Source organism: Haliscomenobacter sp., from assembly GCF_040403615.1.
Lineage (GTDB): Bacteria > Bacteroidota > Bacteroidia > Chitinophagales > Saprospiraceae > Haliscomenobacter.
The window spans coordinates 1-20,765 of the sequence record NZ_JBBAKG010000082.1; the positions used below are offsets into that span (position 1 = coordinate 1).

Annotated in this window: 19 protein-coding genes and 1 pseudogene; 9 read left to right on the forward strand and 11 right to left on the reverse strand. The window is 46.1% G+C overall.

Translation table 11 applies throughout. The annotated features are described in order from the left end of the window. The 4 genes and pseudogenes from ABW391_RS21300 to ABW391_RS21315 all read right to left on the reverse strand — a co-directional run. Positions 1–374: pseudogene (locus ABW391_RS21300) on the reverse strand (hypothetical protein); the annotation flags it as partial. A gap of 159 nt (positions 375–533) precedes the next feature. Continuing rightward, on the reverse strand, positions 534–1,805 hold the full coding sequence (locus tag ABW391_RS21305) for an adenylosuccinate synthase (protein WP_353483939.1): 1,272 nt from the start codon (positions 1,803–1,805) through the stop codon (positions 534–536). A 220-nt stretch (positions 1,806–2,025) separates the two neighbouring features. Continuing rightward, positions 2,026–3,165: a DUF2911 domain-containing protein gene (locus ABW391_RS21310; RefSeq protein ID WP_353483940.1), complete on the reverse strand. Its 1,140-nt coding sequence runs from the start codon at positions 3,163–3,165 to the stop codon at positions 2,026–2,028. Positions 3,166–3,207: 42 nt separating this feature from the next. Continuing rightward, positions 3,208–4,041: a tetratricopeptide repeat protein gene (locus tag ABW391_RS21315; protein ID WP_353483941.1), complete on the reverse strand. Its 834-nt coding sequence runs from the start codon at positions 4,039–4,041 to the stop codon at positions 3,208–3,210. 292 nt (positions 4,042–4,333) lie between these two features. On the opposite strand from ABW391_RS21315, the gene ABW391_RS21320 reads away from it, so the two are divergent. Further along, positions 4,334–5,851 (forward strand): AAA-like domain-containing protein, encoded by a 1,518-nt coding sequence (locus ABW391_RS21320; RefSeq protein WP_353483942.1) that lies wholly within the window; start codon positions 4,334–4,336, stop codon positions 5,849–5,851. A gap of 126 nt (positions 5,852–5,977) precedes the next feature. Here ABW391_RS21320 and aspS read toward each other — a convergent pair whose 3' ends face one another. Continuing rightward, positions 5,978–7,741: an aspartate--tRNA ligase gene (aspS, locus tag ABW391_RS21325; protein ID WP_353483943.1), complete on the reverse strand. Its 1,764-nt coding sequence runs from the start codon at positions 7,739–7,741 to the stop codon at positions 5,978–5,980. A 522-nt stretch (positions 7,742–8,263) separates the two neighbouring features. Here aspS and hemA point away from each other — a divergent pair. Together hemA and ABW391_RS21335 are read left to right on the forward strand one after the other, a co-directional pair. Beyond that, a complete protein-coding gene (gene hemA / locus ABW391_RS21330; RefSeq protein WP_353483944.1) occupies positions 8,264–9,496 on the forward strand; it encodes a glutamyl-tRNA reductase in 1,233 nt (410 codons plus the stop codon). 132 nt (positions 9,497–9,628) lie between these two features. After that, entirely contained in the window at positions 9,629–10,240 is a 612-nt protein-coding gene (locus ABW391_RS21335; protein WP_353483945.1) for a DUF4294 domain-containing protein, read from the forward strand. 180 nt (positions 10,241–10,420) lie between these two features. Here ABW391_RS21335 and trmB read toward each other — a convergent pair whose 3' ends face one another. Continuing rightward, on the reverse strand, positions 10,421–11,113 hold the full coding sequence (trmB, locus tag ABW391_RS21340) for a tRNA (guanosine(46)-N7)-methyltransferase TrmB (RefSeq protein WP_353483946.1): 693 nt from the start codon (positions 11,111–11,113) through the stop codon (positions 10,421–10,423). A gap of 48 nt (positions 11,114–11,161) precedes the next feature. On the opposite strand from trmB, the gene ABW391_RS21345 reads away from it, so the two are divergent. From ABW391_RS21345 to ABW391_RS21365, 5 genes are all read left to right on the forward strand, one after another. After that, the gene (locus ABW391_RS21345; RefSeq protein WP_353483947.1) at positions 11,162–11,758 is read left to right on the forward strand and encodes a 3-keto-disaccharide hydrolase; all 597 of its coding nucleotides are present in this window, start codon (positions 11,162–11,164) and stop codon (positions 11,756–11,758) included. Positions 11,759–11,873: 115 nt separating this feature from the next. Beyond that, positions 11,874–13,292: a hypothetical protein gene (locus tag ABW391_RS21350; RefSeq protein ID WP_353483948.1), complete on the forward strand. Its 1,419-nt coding sequence runs from the start codon at positions 11,874–11,876 to the stop codon at positions 13,290–13,292. A 202-nt stretch (positions 13,293–13,494) separates the two neighbouring features. Beyond that, positions 13,495–13,956, forward strand: a complete 462-nt coding sequence (locus ABW391_RS21355; RefSeq protein ID WP_353483949.1) for a hypothetical protein — start codon at positions 13,495–13,497, stop codon at positions 13,954–13,956. A gap of 33 nt (positions 13,957–13,989) precedes the next feature. Beyond that, positions 13,990–14,442: a D-aminoacyl-tRNA deacylase gene (gene dtd / locus ABW391_RS21360; RefSeq protein ID WP_353483950.1), complete on the forward strand. Its 453-nt coding sequence runs from the start codon at positions 13,990–13,992 to the stop codon at positions 14,440–14,442. Further along, positions 14,442–14,789: a nucleotide pyrophosphohydrolase gene (locus ABW391_RS21365; protein WP_353483951.1), complete on the forward strand. Its 348-nt coding sequence runs from the start codon at positions 14,442–14,444 to the stop codon at positions 14,787–14,789. The genes dtd and ABW391_RS21365 overlap by 1 nt, the downstream gene beginning before the upstream one ends. Positions 14,790–14,974: 185 nt before the next feature. On the opposite strand, the gene ABW391_RS21370 is transcribed toward ABW391_RS21365, so the two are convergent. Beyond that, entirely contained in the window at positions 14,975–15,949 is a 975-nt protein-coding gene (locus ABW391_RS21370) for a KpsF/GutQ family sugar-phosphate isomerase (protein WP_353483952.1), read from the reverse strand. A 288-nt stretch (positions 15,950–16,237) separates the two neighbouring features. Between ABW391_RS21370 and recQ the strand changes: the two genes are divergently transcribed. Next, positions 16,238–18,433, forward strand: a complete 2,196-nt coding sequence (recQ, locus tag ABW391_RS21375) for a DNA helicase RecQ (protein ID WP_353483953.1) — start codon at positions 16,238–16,240, stop codon at positions 18,431–18,433. 73 nt (positions 18,434–18,506) lie between these two features. Here recQ and ABW391_RS21380 read toward each other — a convergent pair whose 3' ends face one another. From ABW391_RS21380 to ABW391_RS21395, 4 genes are all read right to left on the reverse strand, one after another. Beyond that, positions 18,507–19,115 carry a MarR family winged helix-turn-helix transcriptional regulator gene (locus tag ABW391_RS21380; protein ID WP_353483954.1) on the reverse strand — a complete coding sequence of 203 codons (609 nt, stop codon included), beginning with the start codon at positions 19,113–19,115 and terminating at the stop codon, positions 18,507–18,509. An 88-nt stretch (positions 19,116–19,203) separates the two neighbouring features. Then, positions 19,204–19,476: a DUF2024 family protein gene (locus ABW391_RS21385; RefSeq protein ID WP_353483955.1), complete on the reverse strand. Its 273-nt coding sequence runs from the start codon at positions 19,474–19,476 to the stop codon at positions 19,204–19,206. A 47-nt stretch (positions 19,477–19,523) separates the two neighbouring features. After that, a complete protein-coding gene (locus tag ABW391_RS21390; protein WP_353483956.1) occupies positions 19,524–20,108 on the reverse strand; it encodes a protoglobin domain-containing protein in 585 nt (194 codons plus the stop codon). Positions 20,109–20,239: 131 nt separating this feature from the next. After that, the gene (locus ABW391_RS21395) at positions 20,240–20,758 is read right to left on the reverse strand and encodes a hypothetical protein (RefSeq protein WP_353483957.1); all 519 of its coding nucleotides are present in this window, start codon (positions 20,756–20,758) and stop codon (positions 20,240–20,242) included. Positions 20,759–20,765: the final 7 nt, after the last annotated feature.

The following is a 20,765-nucleotide window of genomic DNA, read 5'->3' on the forward strand; positions in this document are numbered from 1 at the left end:
TACTCTTGCACAATGGGCTTAGGTACTTCTACAGGTGGAATGTACACTTTGGGTTCTTCCCGAACTTCTATGCGTACAGGTGGTGTTTCGACCCTGGGCGTTTCGACCACTGGCGGTACGTATGCTTTGGGCGATTCATATACGGGTACAACTGGTTCCGGTTTGGGAGGGGTGGCAGGTATTTCCACCAAAGGTGCGCTCACCGTAATTTTGCCTTCGGCTGCATCGTCCAAAAAGGACTGGTACAATTGGCGCAGGTAACTGAGCATGAGATCTCGCTCGATGGGGGTTGGTTGTGGCGAACCATCCATTTCCATACTCTTGAAGAGCGAATTTATTTTTCTAACGAGGATTCGGGCTTGTTGTAAATCCATTGCTATTCGTTCATTTTGGGTTAAAGATACGATATTAGTAGTGGGGCAAAAATAAGTGTTCATTTTTCTTGAGCCAGATGATTAGATAAGACACTTGAAATGAACCATTTACTTATCTAATCATCTGGCAAAATGAACACTTAGTTTTTTTATCGCCCCTTAGTCTTTCAAAACCAGACTGGCGCGTTCTGGCCCAACCGAAATGATGGTAATCGGCAAACCCAAGTAACGCTCCAATGCTTCCAGATAATGGCGAGCTGCCGCTGGAAGATCTGCATAGTCACTACCTGCTTCCAAAGACTCTTGCCAGCCGCCAAACGCTTCATATACAGGCTCAACCTCTTCATCACAAAGATCGAAGGGCAACTGATCGGTCAATTGGCCATCAATTTTGTAGTGCGTAGCAGCATAGATGGTATCAAAAATATTCAGCACATCCAATTTGGTCACATTGAGTTGCGTAACCCCATTGACCATAATGGCGTATTTCAACTGGGGCAAATCAATCCAGCCACAGCGGCGTGGACGGCCGGTAGTAGCTCCAAATTCAGCGCCTTCTTTGCGCAGCAATTCGCCCGTTTCGTCGTGTAATTCGGTGGGGAAGGGGCCTGATCCTACCCGCGTACAATAAGCCTTAGTGATCCCAATGACATCTTTAATAGTGGAAGGCGCTACGCCCAAACCCGTACACACCCCAGCGGTGATGGTATTGGAAGAAGTGACATAGGGGTAGGTTCCAAAGTCGATGTCGAGCATAGAGCCTTGTGCGCCTTCGGCCAAAACCCGCTTGCCGTCGGCCAAAGCCTGGTTGATGAAATACTCACAATCCACGTGGTTCAAGGAGCGGAGCAACTGGAGGCTGTCCATCCATTTTTGCTCTTCACCCGCCAGGTCAAATTCTACTGCTGGATATTGCCCCAGCAAGTTCAGGTGCTTTTGCTTGAGGGTTTCGTATTTTTCTAAAAAGTTGGGAGAAGTAACATCTCCGACCCGCAAGCCGTTTCGGCCGGTTTTGTCCATGTAGGTTGGGCCGATGCCGCGCAGGGTAGAACCAATTTTGGCTTTGCCTTTGGCATTTTCAGAAGCCGCATCCAGGTAGCGGTGGGTAGGCAAAATGAGGTGTGCCTTTCTCGCAATAAACAAGCGGTGGTGGAAATTAACGCCTACTTCTACCAGTTTTTGGATTTCCTTTTCTAGGGTAATGGGATCCAATACCACACCATTGCCGATCAGGTTGATCAGTTCTTCCCGAAAAATACCGGAAGGAATGGTGTGCAATACAAATTTTTTACCGTCAAACTTCAGCGTATGCCCGGCATTGGGGCCTCCCTGAAAGCGGGCAACAATGTTGTATTTTGGGGCCAGGTAATCCACAATTTTACCTTTTCCTTCATCGCCCCATTGGAGGCCCAAGAGTACGTCGATTCCCATAAGGTTGTGTATAAATTATAAAAACCTAACTGACCAAAGCAATGGTCGGTTAGGTTCTCAATGGTTAGTACTAAGGCTGAAAAGCCATGTTAGTTCAGAATAAATTTAAAACCACAATGTAGCTAGAAAATTGAAAACTTAAAAGGTTTAGGAGTGAAGAGTTGTAGAGAAATTGAAAAGTGTTCCATACCTCGCTGCAAGTCCTCACTCCTAAGCAAAATTAATTGAAGTCCTTGCCTTCACTCAGTTTTTTCACCGCAGCTTCAATCTGCGATTTTTGCTGGGCATCGGTTGCTTTGGGCAAGGCCAAATTGGCATACTTCAGGGCATTTTTGTAATCGCCTACCCCGGAATAGCCCCGAGCCAGTCCAAATAGACTCATGAATGCATCTGGAAAACGTTGGTTGTTGAGTTTGAAAACTTCCATTGCTTCCTGTGGCTTTTTGCTGGCCTGCAAGCTCCGCGCAAACATGTGGATGTCTTGCATTCCGGCGCTTGGATCTTTGATCGCTTCTTTCATGAGCGCAGTAGCTTCTGCTTCTCTACCCATCAAGGTCAATATTTTTGCTTTATTGGATAGCGTTGGGAAGTTCTTTACGCCAACGTATTTTTTGCTGATGGCATCTTCGGCCCAGGCCAAGCCTTGTTCCAGCGCATATTTGCGTTGGGCACAAAACTGCGAAGCGCTTACAAAATTCTGGTAATCGAATCCAGGTTCAGTGCGCAGTTCTTCCTTGATTTTGGTCAGGTACAGCTCGTTGATATTGGGTACGCTGACTTTAAAGGGAACCGCTAGCTTTTCCCAAATCATGCGTACGGTACAGGATGCTGGCATGCGGTCATCAAATTCATAGGCCAACCATTCGGTGTAGGCATGCGGTTGGGATTTGACGGTTACCCGCAGTGCATCTTCACTTTCCTGGTAAAAATAACTGCCCCAGGAAGTATAGTTTTTGGAAAAGATGATGACCCAGTCTTCTTTACCTGGAATCATGTGCAGGCCGTAATTTCCGGCTGGTAAATTTTTACCTTCAATCTGTACATCGTGTGATGCGGAAAAAACGGTATTCTCGTTGGCACTTGCACGCCAGGGCATCAAATGGGTTTCGTCGCTCAGTCCAAAATCGAGGTTGCTGAGGCCATAAGGCACCAGTTCGCCCCAGATTTTGCCGGTACGGTCTTCTCCATTGGCGCCGTGTACATCCGGACTGTTCCACGTGATGGTCACTTTGACAAAGCCCATGTACTGGGTTACTTCGGATTTTTGGTTGTCGCCATTTGGTGGACTGGTGATCTGAGCCTTCAGAATGGACAAACTTGTAACAGTCAACAATAAGAGGGTGATTAACTTCTTGTGCATGATAATATGTGTTTAGGTGAATAATCGGCCTCTCTAAAATGATCAATGGCGCTCTAAAGCATAATACTGCTTAAGGGTAATAATAGTCCAGGCCTGTAGTACCTGTTCTACATGAGCAGCCTGCTTGGCCGCGATGGCTACCAGGAGACTCTCCTCTTCAGTGGTGGAAAACACATCTCCGCTGTAAAACTCCTGCAATTCGTCGCGATAGCTGCGCTTTTGCACTTTGGCCGCTTTAGACCAGATTTCAAAGCCCAGATTGGCATCCGCACACAGCTGTTCTAGCACCAGCACGTCCTTTTTGGTGGGAGTTTCCAGGCAACAAGAAAAGGTGAAATAAGGAGAGCGTTGGTGCAGTCCCAGTTCAGAATGCACGGGATAACGCCGGCGTTTGGCCACGTTGTAGCCGATCACTTTCCGATCGAAAACAACAATGTCCATAAAATGGCGATCGCTGTCAGGGTGGGGTATGCTGGTGATTTGTGCCCTGGCGGGATCAAGTGGTTTGGCCCAGATCAGTTCAAACATGCCGCTGTGGGTAAGCTGCAAAGAAAACAAGGCTGAACCCGGATCGCCGGAACCAAATTTTGACCAGACCGAATTCGCCAGCCGTGACTTGCCCAGGGCCACTGCTGTAATGCCCAATGTCCACCAGGTATCGGCCAGGCTGGCATCCAGGGATAGCGCTTTTTTGGCGTAATACATGGCAGGTTTCCACTCTGCCCGTTTTTTGTACACCTCCGCCAAAAGGGCGTAAGGCTCTGCCCAGTCGGCCACCAACTTGATGCACCGTTTGTACAACTTCACTGCGTTGTACACATCGCCTTGCGCATCGTATTCGCGCGCCTTTGCCAGGAGTTTGAAGGGATCGGGCATGCTCGGGATTTTGAAAACCTGAAGGAACGGAAACAAAAAATAAACCTCTGACTTGCTCTTTTTGGTTTCCGTTTCTGATGCTGCAATAGTAGAAAATAAACAGCAGAAGTCAATGGTTGAAAACGAGTTGTCAAAAATAAACTAATTTTACATTCGAAATCGCCTGGCAGTGGGGGCAAAAATAAATGTTCATTTTTTTATCGACCCTTAAACAATCGAGGGCTTTAGCGTTATCCAAATGATGCACAAAGAATTCAATATTACAGGAACGTGTTTCCCAGAGTTGCACTACATGGCAGATATCTCTCAAAAGCTATCGCGAACCATGAGCATGGTGCAAAATGGAAAATATTTTGTAATCAATCGCCCCCGCCAGTATGGAAAAACCACCATGCTTGAAGCAATTGCAAGCTCACTGAGACAAACCAAAGAGTGGCTGGTTTTTAATATTAGCTTTGAAGGCTTAGGTAGTGAGTCTTTTCAAAATGAGGCCTCATTTTGTAGGTCTTTTTTGAGATTGATGAACCTGCAATTGATAGAAGCCGACGAGCATACGTTGACAGACTTGTTTAATCCTCTTCAAGAAAGCTCGACCAATTTATCGGACTTATCACAAATCATCAGCACTTTTGCCAATCGAGCCAATCGCAAATTGGCCCTTTTCATTGATGAAGTAGATAAAAGCAGCAACAATCAGTTGTTTTTGGACTTTCTAAGTTTGCTGCGCAATAAATACTTGAGGAGGCATTTAAAAACAGAACACACTTTTGACTGTGTAATTCTTGCTGGGTTGCACGATGTAAAATCACTTAAACTCAAACTGCGTCCTGATCAGGATCAAAAGTTTAATTCCCCTTGGAATATTGCTACAGACTTTACGGTTGATATGAACCTCCAGATCAATGAAATTCAGCCCATGCTGGAAGAATACGCACGTGATCATCATATCGATTTGGATGCCCCTTCTATTGCCGAGCGCTTATTTTACTACACTTCTGGCTATCCTTTTTTAGTAAGTAAATTGTGTAAAGTTATTGCCGAACAACTGTTGCCTGAAAAGGAGGTACATTCCTGGGATGCGACTGAAGTTGAGCGGGCAGTTGCCAAAGTAGTCAAAGAAACCAATACCAATTTTGACAGTTTGATTAAGAATTTGGAGAACAACCCTGATTTGTACGAATTTGTGTTTAAAAATTTGATTGAAGTTGAGTATCAAAGCTATTCGATCCACGAAAATATGTTTAGCCTTGGCCTGATGTATGGTATCCTTAAAAATGGACAAGGTATTCGAATTCACAATAGAATTTATGAAGAAGTCATCTACGATTACATGACTTCAAAAGCGCGCACCCAGGTAAGCCTGGCAGAATACAACATCAGCAAAAATTTTATTCTACCCACTCAAGGCTTAAATCTAGAAGCTGTTTTGCTGCGTTTTCAAGCTTTCATGCGCGAGCAGCATAGCTTGAAAGACCAGCATTTTCTTGAGCGAAATGCCCGCCTGGTTTTTTTAGCCTTCATCAAGCCGATCATTAATGGTTCTGGTTATGATTTTAAAGAACCCCAGATTTCGGAAGAACGTCGCTTGGACGTAGCGATCACTTACCTGCAATACAAATACATCGTAGAATTAAAGATTTGGCGTGGGTTGGATGCCCATGAAGAAGGGCTAAAACAGTTGGCCGACTATCTGGACAGACAAGCGCTTTCCGAGGGGTATTTGCTGATTTTTGAGCAATTAAAACAAAAGACCTGGTCAAGTACCTGGGAAACAATGGATGGAAAAAGAATTTTTGTGGTGCGGGTGTAAAGGTTCTCCTGATTTGATGTGGTTTTTCACACCTATACTGCCCCAGCTACAAAGGAATATGCTAAAAGGGTGGTAAGCGTTTAGTACCTCAACCCAGTTGAAGCACTAAACGCTTATTTTTTATCCCTATGCTTTCACGGTCACATTCAAGCTCAATTCTTTCAATTGCGCATCGGCAATGCCCGATGGAGCATCAATCATCATATCGCGGCCCTGGTTGTTTTTGGGGAAAGCGATAAAGTCGCGGATCGAGTTTTGGCCGTTCATCACCGAGCACAGGCGGTCAAAACCAAAAGCGATACCCCCGTGTGGTGGCGCACCAAACTCAAAAGCGCCCAGTAGGAAACCAAATTGCGCTTCGGCTTCTTCAGGACTAAAGCCCAATAGGCTAAAGTTTTTCATTTGCAGGTCTCTGTCGTAAATCCGAATAGAGCCGCCACCAATTTCTACCCCATTCAATACCAGGTCATAAGCATCGGCACGCAAGCCCTTCAAGACATTGCGGTCATCGCTGGCCATTTTGACCACATCGTCCGGTTTTGGCGAAGTGAAGGGGTGGTGCATCGCGTAAAAACGCTCGGTATCTTCATCCCATTCCAGGAGCGGAAAATCCAGTACCCACAGTGGTTTGAAATCGCCGGGCGTCATCAAGCCCAGGCGGCGGCCCATCTCCAGGCGCAATTCGCCCAGTTGCTTGCGGGTTTTTTCCTCTTCTCCGGCCATGATGAGCAACAAGTCACCAGGCTTGGCATCCAGGTGATGCGCCCAATCGCGGAGTTGATCTTCGGTGAAAAATTTATCTACCGATGACTTCAAGGTGCCATCGGTATTGTAACGTACATACACCAGGCCTTTGGCGCCAATTTGTGGGCGTTTTACCCATTCGGTCAGTTCGTCTACTTGCTTGCGGGTATAGTCAGCCTGGCCAGAGGCATTGATGCCAATGATCAGTTCAGCACTGTCGAATACCACAAAACCTTTGTCTTTGGCTAGCTCCGTGAGGTCAGCAAAAGGCATTCCGAAGCGCAAATCGGGTTTGTCAGAGCCGTAAAGGCGCAGGGCATCGTCGTAAGACATGCGTGGGAAATCGCCCAGATCAAGTCCCAGGGTATGCAAAAACAAATGGCGGGTAAGTGCTTCAAAAGTATTCAGAATGTCTTCGCGGGTCACGAAGGCCATTTCGCAGTCAATTTGGGTAAATTCTGGTTGGCGGTCAGCGCGCAAGTCTTCGTCCCGGAAGCATTTCACGATTTGGAAGTAGCGGTCAAATCCTGCTACCATCAAGATTTGCTTAAAGGTTTGAGGCGATTGAGGCAATGCGTAAAACTGCCCAGGGTTCATCCTGCTGGGCACCACAAAGTCGCGGGCTCCTTCGGGCGTACTCTTGATCAAAAACGGCGTTTCTACTTCTATAAAATTCCGCTCAGACAAGAACTTGCGTACTTCGAGCGCCAATTTTGATCTGAAAATCAGGTTATTTTGAACTGGGCTGCGGCGCAAGTCCAGGTAGCGGTACTTCATGCGCAGGTCTTCGCCGCCATCGGTTTCGTCTTCAATGGTGAAAGGGGGTACTTTAGAAGCGTTCAATACGCGCAAGCTGTTTGCCACTATTTCTACTTCTCCCGTTGCGCGATTGAGGTTTTTGTTGCTGCGTTCGCGTACGGTCCCTTCAATCTCGATGACGTATTCCCGACCGAGTTTACGGGCTTGTTCACACAGTTCCGCATTTTCCTCCATGCTGAATACCAATTGAGTAATGCCGTATCGATCTCGCAAATCCAAAAAAGTCATTGCGCCAAAATCACGGGTGGTTTGCACCCAGCCACTAAGTTTTACAGTCTTGTTGACATCAGTAATGCGGAGATCGCCGCAGGTGTGTGTACGGTACATAAAAATTGGGTTTTGGGGTTTTAGGGTCTTTGGGGCAAACGCCGCCGGCGCTTCGGCTTCGCTCAGCGACCAGCGGCGTTTGCCCCAAAGACCCTAAAACCTTTTTGACATTTGAGCGCAAAACTAAGTCTTTACGTCATATGAAGGTCAAAATACTTTCCGAAATGGTAAATATGAAATTGATCTGACACGAACCCATTAACACAATGACAAAATTTGCGTTAACATCAGTGCAAAGGGTTGATATTTGTCAGTGTTTGCATAAAATCGCTTCCGTTCATTTGCAAGATGAACCTCAAGAAAATCAAGGTTTCTGCGATACAATTTAGAACTTATCTAAATAATCATTTTGTTTAATGTTGTTACAGAACCGTGACATTATTTCCCAAGGCGCATCCTATTTTTGCATAGATTCATTCAGTAGACACCGTAAGTACCGGATAAAAAGTCAATCGTCCCAAACCCTTGCGAGAATTAACCGCTTAATAATTCAAACGTGTCATTTTTTAAGCTACAAAGGATATGTTAGACAATTACAAAATCCTTACGGTTACCCACAAACGTGTAAATTTACACAGCATCAGCGATTTTGTGGTAAAGACTTCCGACCCTTCGGCGTTGAAGATGCGCCTCCAGGACCTTAAGGAGCAATTTGGTTTGGATGAGCTTTTGTATTTGTCTACTTGCAATCGAGTGATGTACTTCTTCCACACAGAACGCAATGTTGATCAGGTTTTTGCGGTTGAGTTTTTCAAACAAGTCAATCCTCAAATCGAAGACGATATACTGGGCACTTTAGACGAGACTGTTCAGATTCTGGAAGGAATGGATGCCCTGGAGCACTACTTTACTGTGTCGGCTTCAATGGATTCGATGGTGATTGGAGAACGCCAGATTCTGGGTCAGCTACGCGATGCCTACGATCAATGCAAAGACTGGAACCTGATCGGGGAAAACCTGCGCATGGCCATGGATCAGGCAGTAACCGTAGCCAAGTCCATTTATTCGAACACCCGCATTGGCGACAAGCCTGTTTCGATTGCATCATTGGCCATCCAAAAAATGATGCGTTACCACTTGACCAAGGAAGCCCGCATTTTAATTGTGGGCGCAGGGCAGACCAATGCCTTGATGGCCAAGTTTTTGGACAAGCACCATTTCACCGAAGTTACCGTATTCAACCGTACGTTATCTAAAGCCGAAGAAATTGCAGCAACTTTCCCACATGGCCGCGCTTTTGACCTGAAGGAACTGCCCAATTACCGCGAAGGATTTGATGTGCTGATCGTGTGTACCAGCGCCACCGAACCGGTGATCACGCCAAGTTTGTACACCCAATTGCTGAATGGCGAAGAGGGTACTAAAGTTTTGATCGACCTATCCATTCCTCACAATATCGCACCAGAAGTAGTGGCCAATTTCGAAAACCACTACATTGAGATCGAAGGCTTGCGCGCCTTGGCGAAAGAAAACCTCGCTTTCAGAGAACTGGAAGTACAGAAAGCCAAAGCGATGTTGGCTGATTTCATCGAAGAACTCCCTAAAATATTCCAACAACGCCGCCTGGAGATTGCCATGCGCCAGGTACCTGTAGAAATCAAAGCGGTGAAAGATCGAGCCCTCAACGAGGTATTCCAAAAGGAAGTTGCTCAATTGGATACCAGTACCCGTGCCCTGGTAGAACGCATGCTGGAATACATGGAGAAAAAATGCATTGGCATCCCGATGAAAGCTGCCAAAGAAGTAATATTCTAATTTCAAAGGCCGATCAAGCATCTACCTTTCTAAACAATATTTCTCATCTCCTTTGCATTCAATATGCAAAGGAGATTCCTTTTTAATTTAGGGACGGAAACAAAATAAAGTTACAAAGTTGACTGGTAAACCATGAAGTATCTTTTCACCTACCTACTCGTTTTGTTTGTGCTGGGTTGGGGAACTGCTCAAGACAGCGCCAAAGGGAAAGTGACCATCAAGGGTCAAACTTACGATTACATCATAGATGCCAATGGGGATACCCTGATTATGGCTGGCCTGGGTGAGGTTTCCATCACTTCGCTGCGTTCTTTTGATTCTGAAGAAGATTATAAAAAATACCGCAAATACCGCCGTTATGCTTACTCGGTTTATCCTTATGCGGTAGAAGCAGTACGCATCTTCAAAGAGGTTGAAGCCGTAACCAACGATGTACGAAAAAATCAAAAGCGCAAGTACATCAAAACTTTACAAGAAGATCTATCCGAAAAATTTGAGGAACCCCTCAAAAAATTAACCCGCACCCAGGGCATGATTCTGATCAAAATGATCGAGCGTGAATTGGATGTACCCATGTACGACCTGGTACGCGACCTGCGTGGCGGCTGGACAGCAACCTACTGGAGTGTATTGGGCAGTTTTTATGGCCACCACCTCAAGGAGGGGTACACGCGCGGCAAAGATCCTATGCTGGATGTGGTATTGGATGATTTGAATTTGACATACGGCCAAAAAAAGCAGTAGTGGCAACCCTTGGTGGTTGCCCAAAAGATTGCCGGAGGCAACCCGGATGTGGTTGCCCAATTTGACGTGGTTGTTGCCTTCGGCAACTTTTTTGGGCAACCACAAAGGGTTGCCGCTACGGTATTTGGGCAACCACAAAGGGTTGCCGCTACGGTATTTGGGCAACCGCGAGGGTTGCCGCTACGATAACCGGAATTGTACGTACTTTATCGTTTTTTGATCTGCCAAATGCATGCGTTCGTAATACGTTTTGATCTCCAATTCTGGCAATGGCAATGGTTTGGCATAAATATCATCATCGGTATACAATAAGGTAGCAGCCGGATAATCCCGAATCACCATCAGCGTAAACTCGTACAAGGTTAGATCATCGGTTTTGAGGTGCACGATCCCACCATTGGGCATCATTTGTCGGTAGCGATCTAAGAAAGCTGGTGACGTAAGCCGGCGATTGGTTTTGCTGTTGCGCAAAAAAGGATCGGGAAAGGTGATCCAAATCTCGTCAACCTCCTCCGCCGCAAAAAAATACATGATCTGCTCAATGCGGGTGCGCAAAAAAGCCACGTTGGGGAGCTGTTCCTGCAAAGCCGCCTGTGCGCCTTTCCAAATCCGGGCGCCCTTGATGTCCACACCAATGAAATTGCGCTCAGGGTACATTTTGCCCAAAGCCACCGAGTATTCTCCACGCCCACAAGCCAACTCCAATGTAAGTGGGGCATTGTTTTTAAAATGCAGGGCGTGCCATTGTCCTTTCAGGTCAACAATTTGGCCGTGCTCGCCCGCCAGCTGAGGGTTTCCTGAATCAAAGTTTTCGTAAACATTCGGGAATGACAACAACTCCGCAAATTTCTGTAACTTGTTCCGCTTGCTCATAAAAGGTTTACATCCTATATTGGGGATCAAAAGTAAAAACATCGACGCATGAAAGCATCGCATTTCCTCTTTTTTATCCTGCTTCTTTGCATTTGCATCCCAGCCAGTGCTCAGGAAGCCAAAATGAAGAAAATTTTCAATGGCAAAAACCTCAAAGGTTGGGTTGAACCAGCAAACAAAGCCTGCTGGACGGTCTCGGATGGGGTGTTGCTCGTGAAGAATGAGCCCGCCAAAAAAGGCGCCATTCTTTGGACTGAAAAATCATACCAAAATTTCATTTTTCAAGCCGATTTCATGATGGGAGATGGTACTGTCGATTCGGGCATCTTTCTGCGTTCTGAAAATGACCAAATTCAAATTGGCATTTCGGGGTCTTTAAAAAGAGATTTGACCGGGTCGCCTTACATCCCCAAACTGCGTTATCCGGTAGAAGCTACGGGTGTAAAGGATCTTTTGAAACCAAAGGACTGGAACACCCTGAAAATTAAAGTGATCGGCAACACCTATACAGCTTACCTCAACGGACAAGAAGTAATGACCTATAGTTCGGCAGATATGCCCCCATCTGGGCCACTTGGCATCCAGCTGCACCCGGGCAACGAAATGTCGATCAGCTACCGCAAAATCATGGCTGTCGCCTTGTAAGGGATGAAAAAACAAAAATAATGCGTTGAATCTGACAAATTTGCCAGAAAATTCAGCCGAAATCTGAATTCAATTGTTATTTCTAAATTGATTCGTATTGATTAAACCATCCGGCATGAGATATCTGTTGTTCTTTTGTACCCTGTTTGTTGCACTGCAACTGACCGCCCAACGGGTAGTCGTTTCCGATGAATTGCCCCTGCGCAACGATATTTCCTACGATGTGATTGGCGAGCTCAAAGGGAGGATTCTCTTGTTTCGCAACCGCCCGGATAAGTTTGAAATCCAGGCTTTTGACGAAAACATGCGCAACAGTTGGAGCAAAGAAATTGAATTGGAAAAGCGCCAACCAGTGGTGATTGGCGTCAATACCCTGCGAGACAGCTTCACCATTTTTTACCACCACCGCGACAAAGGCAATACCATCATTCGCGCCGATCATTTTGACCCTTCTGCCAACAAGCGTCAAACTGCCGTGCTGAAAGACTACGGTTTTACCTTTTTCACCCCAAACTTTCATTGGGAACACAGTGAAGACCGCAGCAAAGTGCTCATATACCACATCGATCGCAGTACCTTTAATGTCCTGGTTTTTGACAATGCCTCCTTCAAATTGTTGTGGGAAAAAAGCTTCCAAGTGGATGATTATACCGAGGGCGTAGAGCAATTTCATATGTTGGTCAGCAATGAGGGCAATATGTACATGACAATTGAAAAAGACAACGTGGCGAGTAGAAGAGACAAACACCGTTTTGATCTGTTGACTTGTGGCGTTGGCGTAACAAGCGTCAACACGATGAGTATTTTCATGCAAGAAAGGGTGACCTACGACGTGAAATTTGTCATCGACAACCTCAATCAGCGCTTTTGTGCTGGTGGTTTCTATTTTGAACGAAACATCGAGCGTGCCGAAGGTTATTTTCACCTCAGTATCCCCATGAATGACCTCTCGAATCAGCGCTTGCGGTTTCATCCTTTCGATGATGGATTTGTGTCCGACCTGGAGGGCAAAGAAATCAAGCAAAATCGCGGGCTGCTTGAAGTGGGCATCCACAACATCATCTTGCGCAAAGACGGTGGCATGCTGATTTTTGGAGAAGAAAACCGCAATACCACTCGTTTTTCAAGTACGGTGCCCCGAATGGGTTTTGACAATGTCAGCCGCAGTACGATCGACTATTACTACAATGACATTTTTGCCATTTCCATTCATCCCGACGGGGAAGAGCATTGGAAAAAAGTGCTGTACAAAAAACAGTACTCTCAGGACGATGATGGCGCCTATTCCTCCTTCTTTTTGTTCAAAACACCGTCAAATCTGCGCTTGATTTTCAACGACGAAATCAAATTTGAGAATACAGTCAGCGAATACCTGGTCAAGGGAACGGGCGACAATGAGCGCCACAGCCTGCTCAGTACCGAGTTGCTCAAGTTGCGCTTGCGCTTCAGAGATGCCATTCAGATTTCTGGCGATAAAATGGTGGTACCCAGCGAACGAAGAGGGCAATTGCGGGTAGCGAAAATAATTTTATAAATAACCGTGCAGTCGTTTTTCCTTTGAAATCGCGGAAACTTGTACTTTTGCTCCAACAACGCAGAAAAATTAACTTCCCGATTTTGGGTTTTGAATAGGAAGTCGAACGGTTCATTTCAAGTAAGCTTCCTATTCAAAAGCCTCTTAAAAAATCGGTAAGTAATTTTTTGCGTCATACTAATCACATAAATCGAAAAAGATAATGAAAAGAATAGTGTCAATCGCCAGCCTCCTGATTTGTTTTTTATGGGCTGGAAGTTCCACCGTTTTTGCACAAGACGCAAAAAGCCTCTGGACTACCCTATCCAAAGTTACCTTCAAAAAGCAATACGACGAAATGCTCGGCTTCAAGGTCGATGTGCCCATTTTTAGCCCCGAGATCAAGGCGCTGGAAGGCAAATCCGTCGAAATCAGAGGCTACATCATCCCAGTAGAAGGCTACCGTGGACAAAAAGAATTCGTTTTTTCTGCCTTTCCTTACAACATGTGCTTTTTTTGTGGCGGTGCAGGCCCTGAATCGGTGATGGAAGTTGTATCCAAAGAATCCATCAAATACACCACCGAAGCCATAACCATCAAAGGAAAACTGGATTTGAATGCCAGCGACATCAATAGACTCATGTACGGCCTCAAAGACGCTGAGTTGGTGAAAGGCGCCAAGTAATTTTTTGCGTCATACGAACGATTAAATTACCCTATGCGCCTGGTTATTCAAAGAGTCAGTGAAGCCTCGGTCGCCATCGACGGACAGGTTAAGTCTGCCATCCAAACGGGTTTGTTGATCCTGGTCGGCATCGAAGACGCCGATACTGCCGAAGACATCGAGTGGTTGTGCAACAAAGTGGTCAATCTGCGCATTTTCCCCGACGAAAACGGAGTAATGAATCGATCCGTACTGGAGGCACAAGGTGGGTTATTGGTGGTCAGCCAATTTACCTTGCACGCCAGTACCAAAAAAGGCAATCGCCCTTCGTATATCAAAGCCTCCAAGCCCGATTTTGCCATTCCGATGTACGAGGCTTTTGTACAAAAGTTGGAAGCAACAGTGGGCATCCCCGTCGGCACGGGTGAATTTGGTGCCGACATGAAAGTCCGACTCCTGAACGATGGCCCGGTCACCATCCTCATCGACAGCAAAAACAAAGAATAATGCAGCAACTACTGCTTTCGGAAGCCCAAACTACCGTCGACGAGTGGATTCGTACCATTGGGGTGCGGTATTACCATGAATTGACGAATACGGCCATTTTGATGGAAGAAGTGGGCGAGGTGGCCCGGCTGATGGCGCGGATGTACGGCGAGCAATCCTTCAAAAATCCGGCCGATGCCCTCACCGCCAAAGCAGACCTGGCCGATGAAATGGCGGATGTGCTGTTTGTGCTGATTTGTTTGGCCAATCAGACCGGGGTAGATTTGACGGAGGCGATGCACAAGAATTTGGAGAAAAAGACGAAGCGGGATGCCGAACGGCATGCCAATAACGAAAAATTACGGTAGTGGCAACCCTTTGTGGTTGCCCAAATGCAACCCCAGAGGGTGTTGCCCAAATGCAACCCCGGAGGGTGTCTCCAGACGTTCCCAATTTTTCGTTTATCTTTCCCGCCTTCGGCGGTCATTTCGGGCAACCACTGCCACATTCGGGCAACCCACTGCCACATTCGGGCAACCACAAAGGGTTGCCGCTACACGATGCCTTCCCGGATCAAATCGTGCAAATGCACCACACCAATATATTTCCCCGCCTCATCCACCACCAACAATTGGGATATGCTGTGGTTGCGCATGATTTCCAGGGCATAAACGGCCATGGCGTGGTCAACTATCGTTTTGGGCTGGTGGCTCATGATGTCCCGGGCACAAACGCCGGTCCAATTGTCCAATCGCTCCAACATGCGGCGCAAGTCACCGTCGGTAACGATGCCAATCACTTTTTCGTCCTCGTCTACCACGGCCGTTGCGCCCAGGCGTTTGGAGGTGATTTCCAGAATGGTGCGTTTGATGCCTGCATCGGGTAGTACCATCGGGCGGGCATTGTGGGTATAAAGATCGTTTACCCGCAGGTACAATTGTTTACCCAGCGCCCCACCCGGATGAAACTGGGCAAAATCCTTGGGTGAAAAACCCCTGACGGCACAAAGGGAAGTTGCGAGAGCATCGCCCATGGCCATTTGGGCAGTGGTACTGGCGGTGGGCGCGAGATTATTGGGATCCGCTTCTTTATCAATCGGGGTATGCAATACATACAAAGCCTGTTTGGCCAGATAAGAATCTTTGTTGCTCACCATGCCGATCAGCACGCTGCCAAGATTCTTCACGAGGGGAATCAGGGCTTTGATTTCGGGGGTTTCCCCGCTTTTGGACAAGCAAATGACCACATCCTGGGCTTGCACCATGCCCAAATCACCGTGGATCGCATCGGCTGCGTGAAGAAAAATAGCCGGTGTTCCTGTAGAATTGAGCGTCGCCACAATCTTTTGAGCCACAATGGCGCTCTTTCCAATCCCCGTCAGGATTACCCTGCCTGTTGAATTGTATATGGCCTCTACTGTGGCCACAAAGCCTTCGTCCAAGCTATTCAGTAAGTCTCTCAGGGTAGCTGCCTCAATTTCTATGGTTTGGCGTGCCGTACTCAAAATTATGTTTTCAACCGACTTCATGCGCGTGCTTCTACTCTGGCAATTTTTTCAACTACCTTGAGTTAATTGGTTAAAATTCAATTGCTTTTGTGAATTAATTTATTATCTTCGCATGCTTTTCCTCAAAGGGGGAAAAAACCAGACAAATTGCACTAAAAAACCAGAGAGGTATATGTTTTATCCTAATTTCTGGTTATATTTAGTTTTTAGAAATTCACAAAAACTACTTAAACGTATCCGCAGCAACCAGGGTTGTTGGCGGCGCTGCGCAAAAGTACGCTAAAAACAAAAGATCAAAGCACGAGAGCCATGACAGTGACGCAAGAAACATTGCAAGAGGCTTTGCAAAAATACTTCGGCTTTGACGCGTTCAAAGGCAATCAGGAAGCAATCATCCACAATTTACTCGACCGGGAAGACACTTTTGTGATCATGCCCACCGGAGGAGGAAAATCAATGTGTTATCAGTTGCCCGCCTTAATGCTTGAAGGAACCGCCATCGTAATTTCACCACTCATCGCCTTGATGAAAAACCAGGTGGATTCCATTCGCGGCTACAGTCAAAGTGACGACGTAGCACATTTTCTTAATTCATCACTGACCAAAGCGCAGATGAAACTTGTAAAGCAGGCCATCAACGATGGGCTTACCAAGCTGCTTTACATCGCTCCGGAAACCCTCACCAAGGATGAAAACATCGAGTTTTTCCGTACTGTAAACGTTTCTTTCATTGCCGTTGATGAAGCCCACTGTATTTCCGAATGGGGACACGATTTTCGACCGGAATACCGCCGCATTCGTGCCATGTTGGATGGCATAGGGCAAGACGTGCCGATCATCGCGCTCACCGCTACTGCTACGCCAAAGGTACAGTCAGATATATTAAAGAACCTGGGTTTGCGCAGTGAGCAAGCCTTTGTGTCTTCCTTTAACCGGGAAAACCTCTATTACGAGGTGCGCCCCAAAGGAAAACCAGAGCAAGCCATGCGCCAGATCATTCAGGTGATCAAAAGCCTATCGGGTCAATCGGGGATCATTTACGTACAAAGCCGCAAAGCTGCCGAAGACATTGCCAAAGTGCTGCAAGTCAACGACATCAAGGCTGCGCCTTATCATGCCGGATTGGACGCCAAAACGCGCACCAAAACCCAGGATGACTTTTTGATGGAAGAAGTGGATGTCATCGTGGCTACCATCGCTTTCGGAATGGGGATCGACAAACCGGATGTGCGTTTTGTGATCCACTACGACATGCCCAAGAGCATCGAAAACTACTACCAGGAAACAGGTCGCGCTGGTCGCGACGGTCTAGAAGGCCGTTGCATTGCGTTCTACTCCTATAAAGATATGCTCAAGTTGGAGAAATTTCTGCGCGACAAGCCCGTGGCCGAACGCGAAATGGGATCCCAACTCATGCAAGAGGTAATGGCCTATGCCGAAACCACCGCTTGCCGCCGGCAATTCTTGCTGCACTATTTTGGCGAAGATTACGACCACGAAAACTGTAGTTTGTGCGACAATTGCCGCTATCCCAAAGAGAAAATTGAAGTCACCCAAGAAATGCAGCATTCATTGCGGGTAGTAGATGAATTGGACGAAAACTTTACCATCAAGACTTTGCTCGATTTTGTACAGGGTACCGAAACCAAAGAAATCAAGGATTATTCGTTCAACAAAAAACCTTCTTTTGGGATTGGCAAACACCACGATGTCAATTTTTGGGAATCGGTTTACCGCCATGCCTTGCTCCAGGATCTGTTGTACAAGGATGTGGAAAGTTATGGCTTGCTCAAACTTTCTCAAAAAGGCCGCGATTACCTGAAAAAAACCTACCCCATTCAGATTCCACTCAACCACGATTACGAAAAAGAACACGTTGATACAAGTGAGGACGTAGGCCGTACCGCAGTGTTGGACGAAATACTCGTGGGCCTGCTCAAAGACCTGCGCCGCAGGGAAGCCAAACGGCACAATGTGCCTCCGTTTGTTATTTTCCAGGATCCCTCGCTGGAAGATATGGCTACACAGTACCCCATCTCGATGGACGACATGACCCACATCTCTGGGGTAAGCCGCGGTAAGGCGATTCGCTACGGAAAAGCCTTCATTGAACTCATCAAAAAGCATGTGGAGGAAAACGAGATCGATCGGCCAACCGATTTTGTGGTCAAACAAGTAGCCAACAAGTCCAAAATCAAGGTCAATATCATTCAAAACATCGATCGGAAGTCTCCACTCGAAGACATTGCGGAGTCCAACGACCTTACGATGGATGAATTGCTCGAAGAACTTTATGCAATCGTCCTTTCTGGTACCAAGGTCAACATCGATTATTACCTGGATGATACCATGGATGAAGCCATTCGTGACGACATTTACGAATACTTCCTCCATAGCGAAACCGACGATGACAAGGTGGCCTACAAAGCACTCAAAGACGATGACATCACTATGGACGAAATCCTGATGGTGAGGATTAAGTTTTTGTCGGAACTAGCCAACTAATCAGGCTTTTCCGAAGTTGCAGAAGTGTGTGCGAAAGAAAGTTTAAGCCTCCTTGTCAATTTTCAGGGTGACTTTAATTTTCTTTCGCCATTTCGTATTCAGGGCAATCTACGCGTAAGTCATGATTACTTAGTTGGGTGCTTAAAAACCTGCAGTAGTGTTTTTGGTTCTGTTTTTCGTAGAATTGGCAGGAAAAGCACATTCGTTGTAAACTAATTATCCCCACTTGCTGCAATTTATGGATCAACTCCAACAAGCTAACCAATAAGACTTCTTTTTGGGTGTCATTTAAATTTTCGATGGGCTTTTCAAAAGGCATTGCAAAAGAGGCGGTTTGTTGGGCAATTTTTTTGCCCGAATCCGTGAGACTGATGGTGTAAGTTCTCGCGTCTTCTGATGAGACCAGTCTTTCAATCAGTTCCTTTTGTGCGAGTACTTTTACCGAATCGCTGATTGTCGATTTGTCTAAATTAAATTCTTGAGCCAGGTAGCCTACCTTGCATTTTTCAGCAGAATGAAAAAGACAAAAAATAAGAATTCGGATTTGGATTGGACTCAGTTTTAATACTTGCCCTTGTTGCCAAAGCAAAACCCGAAAGGCCTCCCCTACGCGCTCCAGCGCCACAATAATCTTGTTTTCAATGTGTTGATTTTGATAATCTGGATCGAAGCTATTGGTCATGTGTTGTATTTTGTCCGGCGGTTAAAATACACAACCGCCGGACATTTCTATAAAAAATTGCTATGAAATTCCTGAAGTTGTGTCCACGCTAAACCTGAGCAATAGCACATCCTTCCATCTCGATGATGTAATATCCCTCCTGCTTGAAGGCTGCTTCCACTTCCGCGTTGGCTTCCTCCATGTGGCAAAAATTGCACTGTTTGGCAGTTAAGGGTTGGCCTTCTTGCCCTTTGCGTTTCAGGTAAGCTTTGCCCCACTCCGTAACTTGCTCAAATGGAGTATCATTCGGTACTACGATGTCAAAATGCATTACCCCTCCTTGAAGGGTAGTTACATAGGTATCAAAAACTGCTGCGTGCATAATTGATTGATTTAATTGGCAATGCCAACTATATTTGAGAAATTTTTTTAGAACTCTCCTTCGTGTACATAGGGGTAACACCAAAGCAAGGCTGTCAAGGTAACCGCTTTAAACCATGCAGTATACATGTCCTCTACCTGTTCAGCAGAATGTCCTTTTTTGGCCAAAAAGCCCTTGATGGTGTAGGTAATTGGAAAAATAAAGGCTACCATATACCGGAAATGAATGATCGGTGCAGCTTCAACGCCATCGGTCTTGTTCTTTTTGGAGGTGTGGTGTCGCAAGGCTATCTCATATTGGTAGTTGAGCCAATCTTGGTCATAGGGTCGATTGCAGAGGTCTAGTATCCACATTCCGAATCGTTTGCGCACAGCTGCGAGGTAATCAGGATTGGGAGCATCATTGAAAGAAAAATACTTCAACAAGTGCGTATTGCCTCCTACATAGCCATACCAAAGATCCAATACCTCATCAGTTTGATCTTGAAGCACTTCACCGGCTAGTTTTAATGCCTTTTCGTCTGCATCTGACCACAGTACGGTCTGTTTCAACAGATCTAGATCGTGTAAACCCAATGGTGATGCAGTCAAGCTGCTGGCACCATAGTCGTACCCTTTGATTTGAGTAGCCATTTGATTGTTTTTTTGATTTGCCCAGCCAAGGCTGGCACAAATTGATTGGTTAATTTATGATGAGACAAAGGTATGGAATTATAATTGGCAATGCCAACTATTTTTATGATTATTTTTTACCTCTCCTTTTTTTAGCGATCAAATGGCCGAGTATCCATGATGCGGAGTCGCTTGCGTTTGCCTAATTCTACGATTTTATGCTTTAAAATTTTTGGCAAAAGAAATCCAGTGAGGTATGCCGATCCACTTACAATGGCATCACTCCATTCGTAATGGGTAGTCGGATTTTTATCGGTAAGGGTACCAACCAAGGCGATGCCCGACCAACTGATGCCGAACAAACGCAAGGAAGTTCCCACCGCTTTGGCCCAGTTTTTATCGTAGCGCAAAGCAGAAATTTCTTTGAGGGGAATGGATATTTTCGGAAAAATCACCAAAGTGTCCTTGAAGTTGAGGTCTACGATTTCTGCGGTGTACCAGCCTTGTGCACCCCGCAATTGATAGGTGATGACCGTTCCAATCGGGATATTGATGTTTTTTGCCTTGCCGTAGCGTTCCAGGGCCAAAAACTTTTGGCCGAAGCAGGGTACAGTTCCGAGAAGGGCAACAATTGAAAGGATGGATATGCGGTGTAAAAATTTATGCTTCATGTACTTG

Coding starts and splice junctions, on each gene's coding strand:
- ABW391_RS21305 (WP_353483939.1), bottom strand. CDS start 1,805: ATGGGAATCGACGTACTCTTGGGCCTCCAATGGGGCGATGAAGGAAAA.
- ABW391_RS21310 (WP_353483940.1), bottom strand. CDS start 3,165: ATGCACAAGAAGTTAATCACCCTCTTATTGTTGACTGTTACAAGTTTG.
- ABW391_RS21315 (WP_353483941.1), bottom strand. CDS start 4,041: ATGCCCGATCCCTTCAAACTCCTGGCAAAGGCGCGCGAATACGATGCG.
- ABW391_RS21320 (WP_353483942.1), top strand. CDS start 4,334: ATGGCAGATATCTCTCAAAAGCTATCGCGAACCATGAGCATGGTGCAA.
- aspS (WP_353483943.1), bottom strand. CDS start 7,741: ATGTACCGTACACACACCTGCGGCGATCTCCGCATTACTGATGTCAAC.
- hemA (WP_353483944.1), top strand. CDS start 8,264: ATGTTAGACAATTACAAAATCCTTACGGTTACCCACAAACGTGTAAAT.
- ABW391_RS21335 (WP_353483945.1), top strand. CDS start 9,629: ATGAAGTATCTTTTCACCTACCTACTCGTTTTGTTTGTGCTGGGTTGG.
- trmB (WP_353483946.1), bottom strand. CDS start 11,113: ATGAGCAAGCGGAACAAGTTACAGAAATTTGCGGAGTTGTTGTCATTC.
- ABW391_RS21345 (WP_353483947.1), top strand. CDS start 11,162: ATGAAAGCATCGCATTTCCTCTTTTTTATCCTGCTTCTTTGCATTTGC.
- ABW391_RS21350 (WP_353483948.1), top strand. CDS start 11,874: ATGAGATATCTGTTGTTCTTTTGTACCCTGTTTGTTGCACTGCAACTG.
- ABW391_RS21355 (WP_353483949.1), top strand. CDS start 13,495: ATGAAAAGAATAGTGTCAATCGCCAGCCTCCTGATTTGTTTTTTATGG.
- dtd (WP_353483950.1), top strand. CDS start 13,990: ATGCGCCTGGTTATTCAAAGAGTCAGTGAAGCCTCGGTCGCCATCGAC.
- ABW391_RS21365 (WP_353483951.1), top strand. CDS start 14,442: ATGCAGCAACTACTGCTTTCGGAAGCCCAAACTACCGTCGACGAGTGG.
- ABW391_RS21370 (WP_353483952.1), bottom strand. CDS start 15,949: ATGAAGTCGGTTGAAAACATAATTTTGAGTACGGCACGCCAAACCATA.
- recQ (WP_353483953.1), top strand. CDS start 16,238: ATGACAGTGACGCAAGAAACATTGCAAGAGGCTTTGCAAAAATACTTC.
- ABW391_RS21380 (WP_353483954.1), bottom strand. CDS start 19,115: ATGACCAATAGCTTCGATCCAGATTATCAAAATCAACACATTGAAAAC.
- ABW391_RS21385 (WP_353483955.1), bottom strand. CDS start 19,476: ATGCACGCAGCAGTTTTTGATACCTATGTAACTACCCTTCAAGGAGGG.
- ABW391_RS21390 (WP_353483956.1), bottom strand. CDS start 20,108: ATGGCTACTCAAATCAAAGGGTACGACTATGGTGCCAGCAGCTTGACT.
- ABW391_RS21395 (WP_353483957.1), bottom strand. CDS start 20,758: ATGAAGCATAAATTTTTACACCGCATATCCATCCTTTCAATTGTTGCC.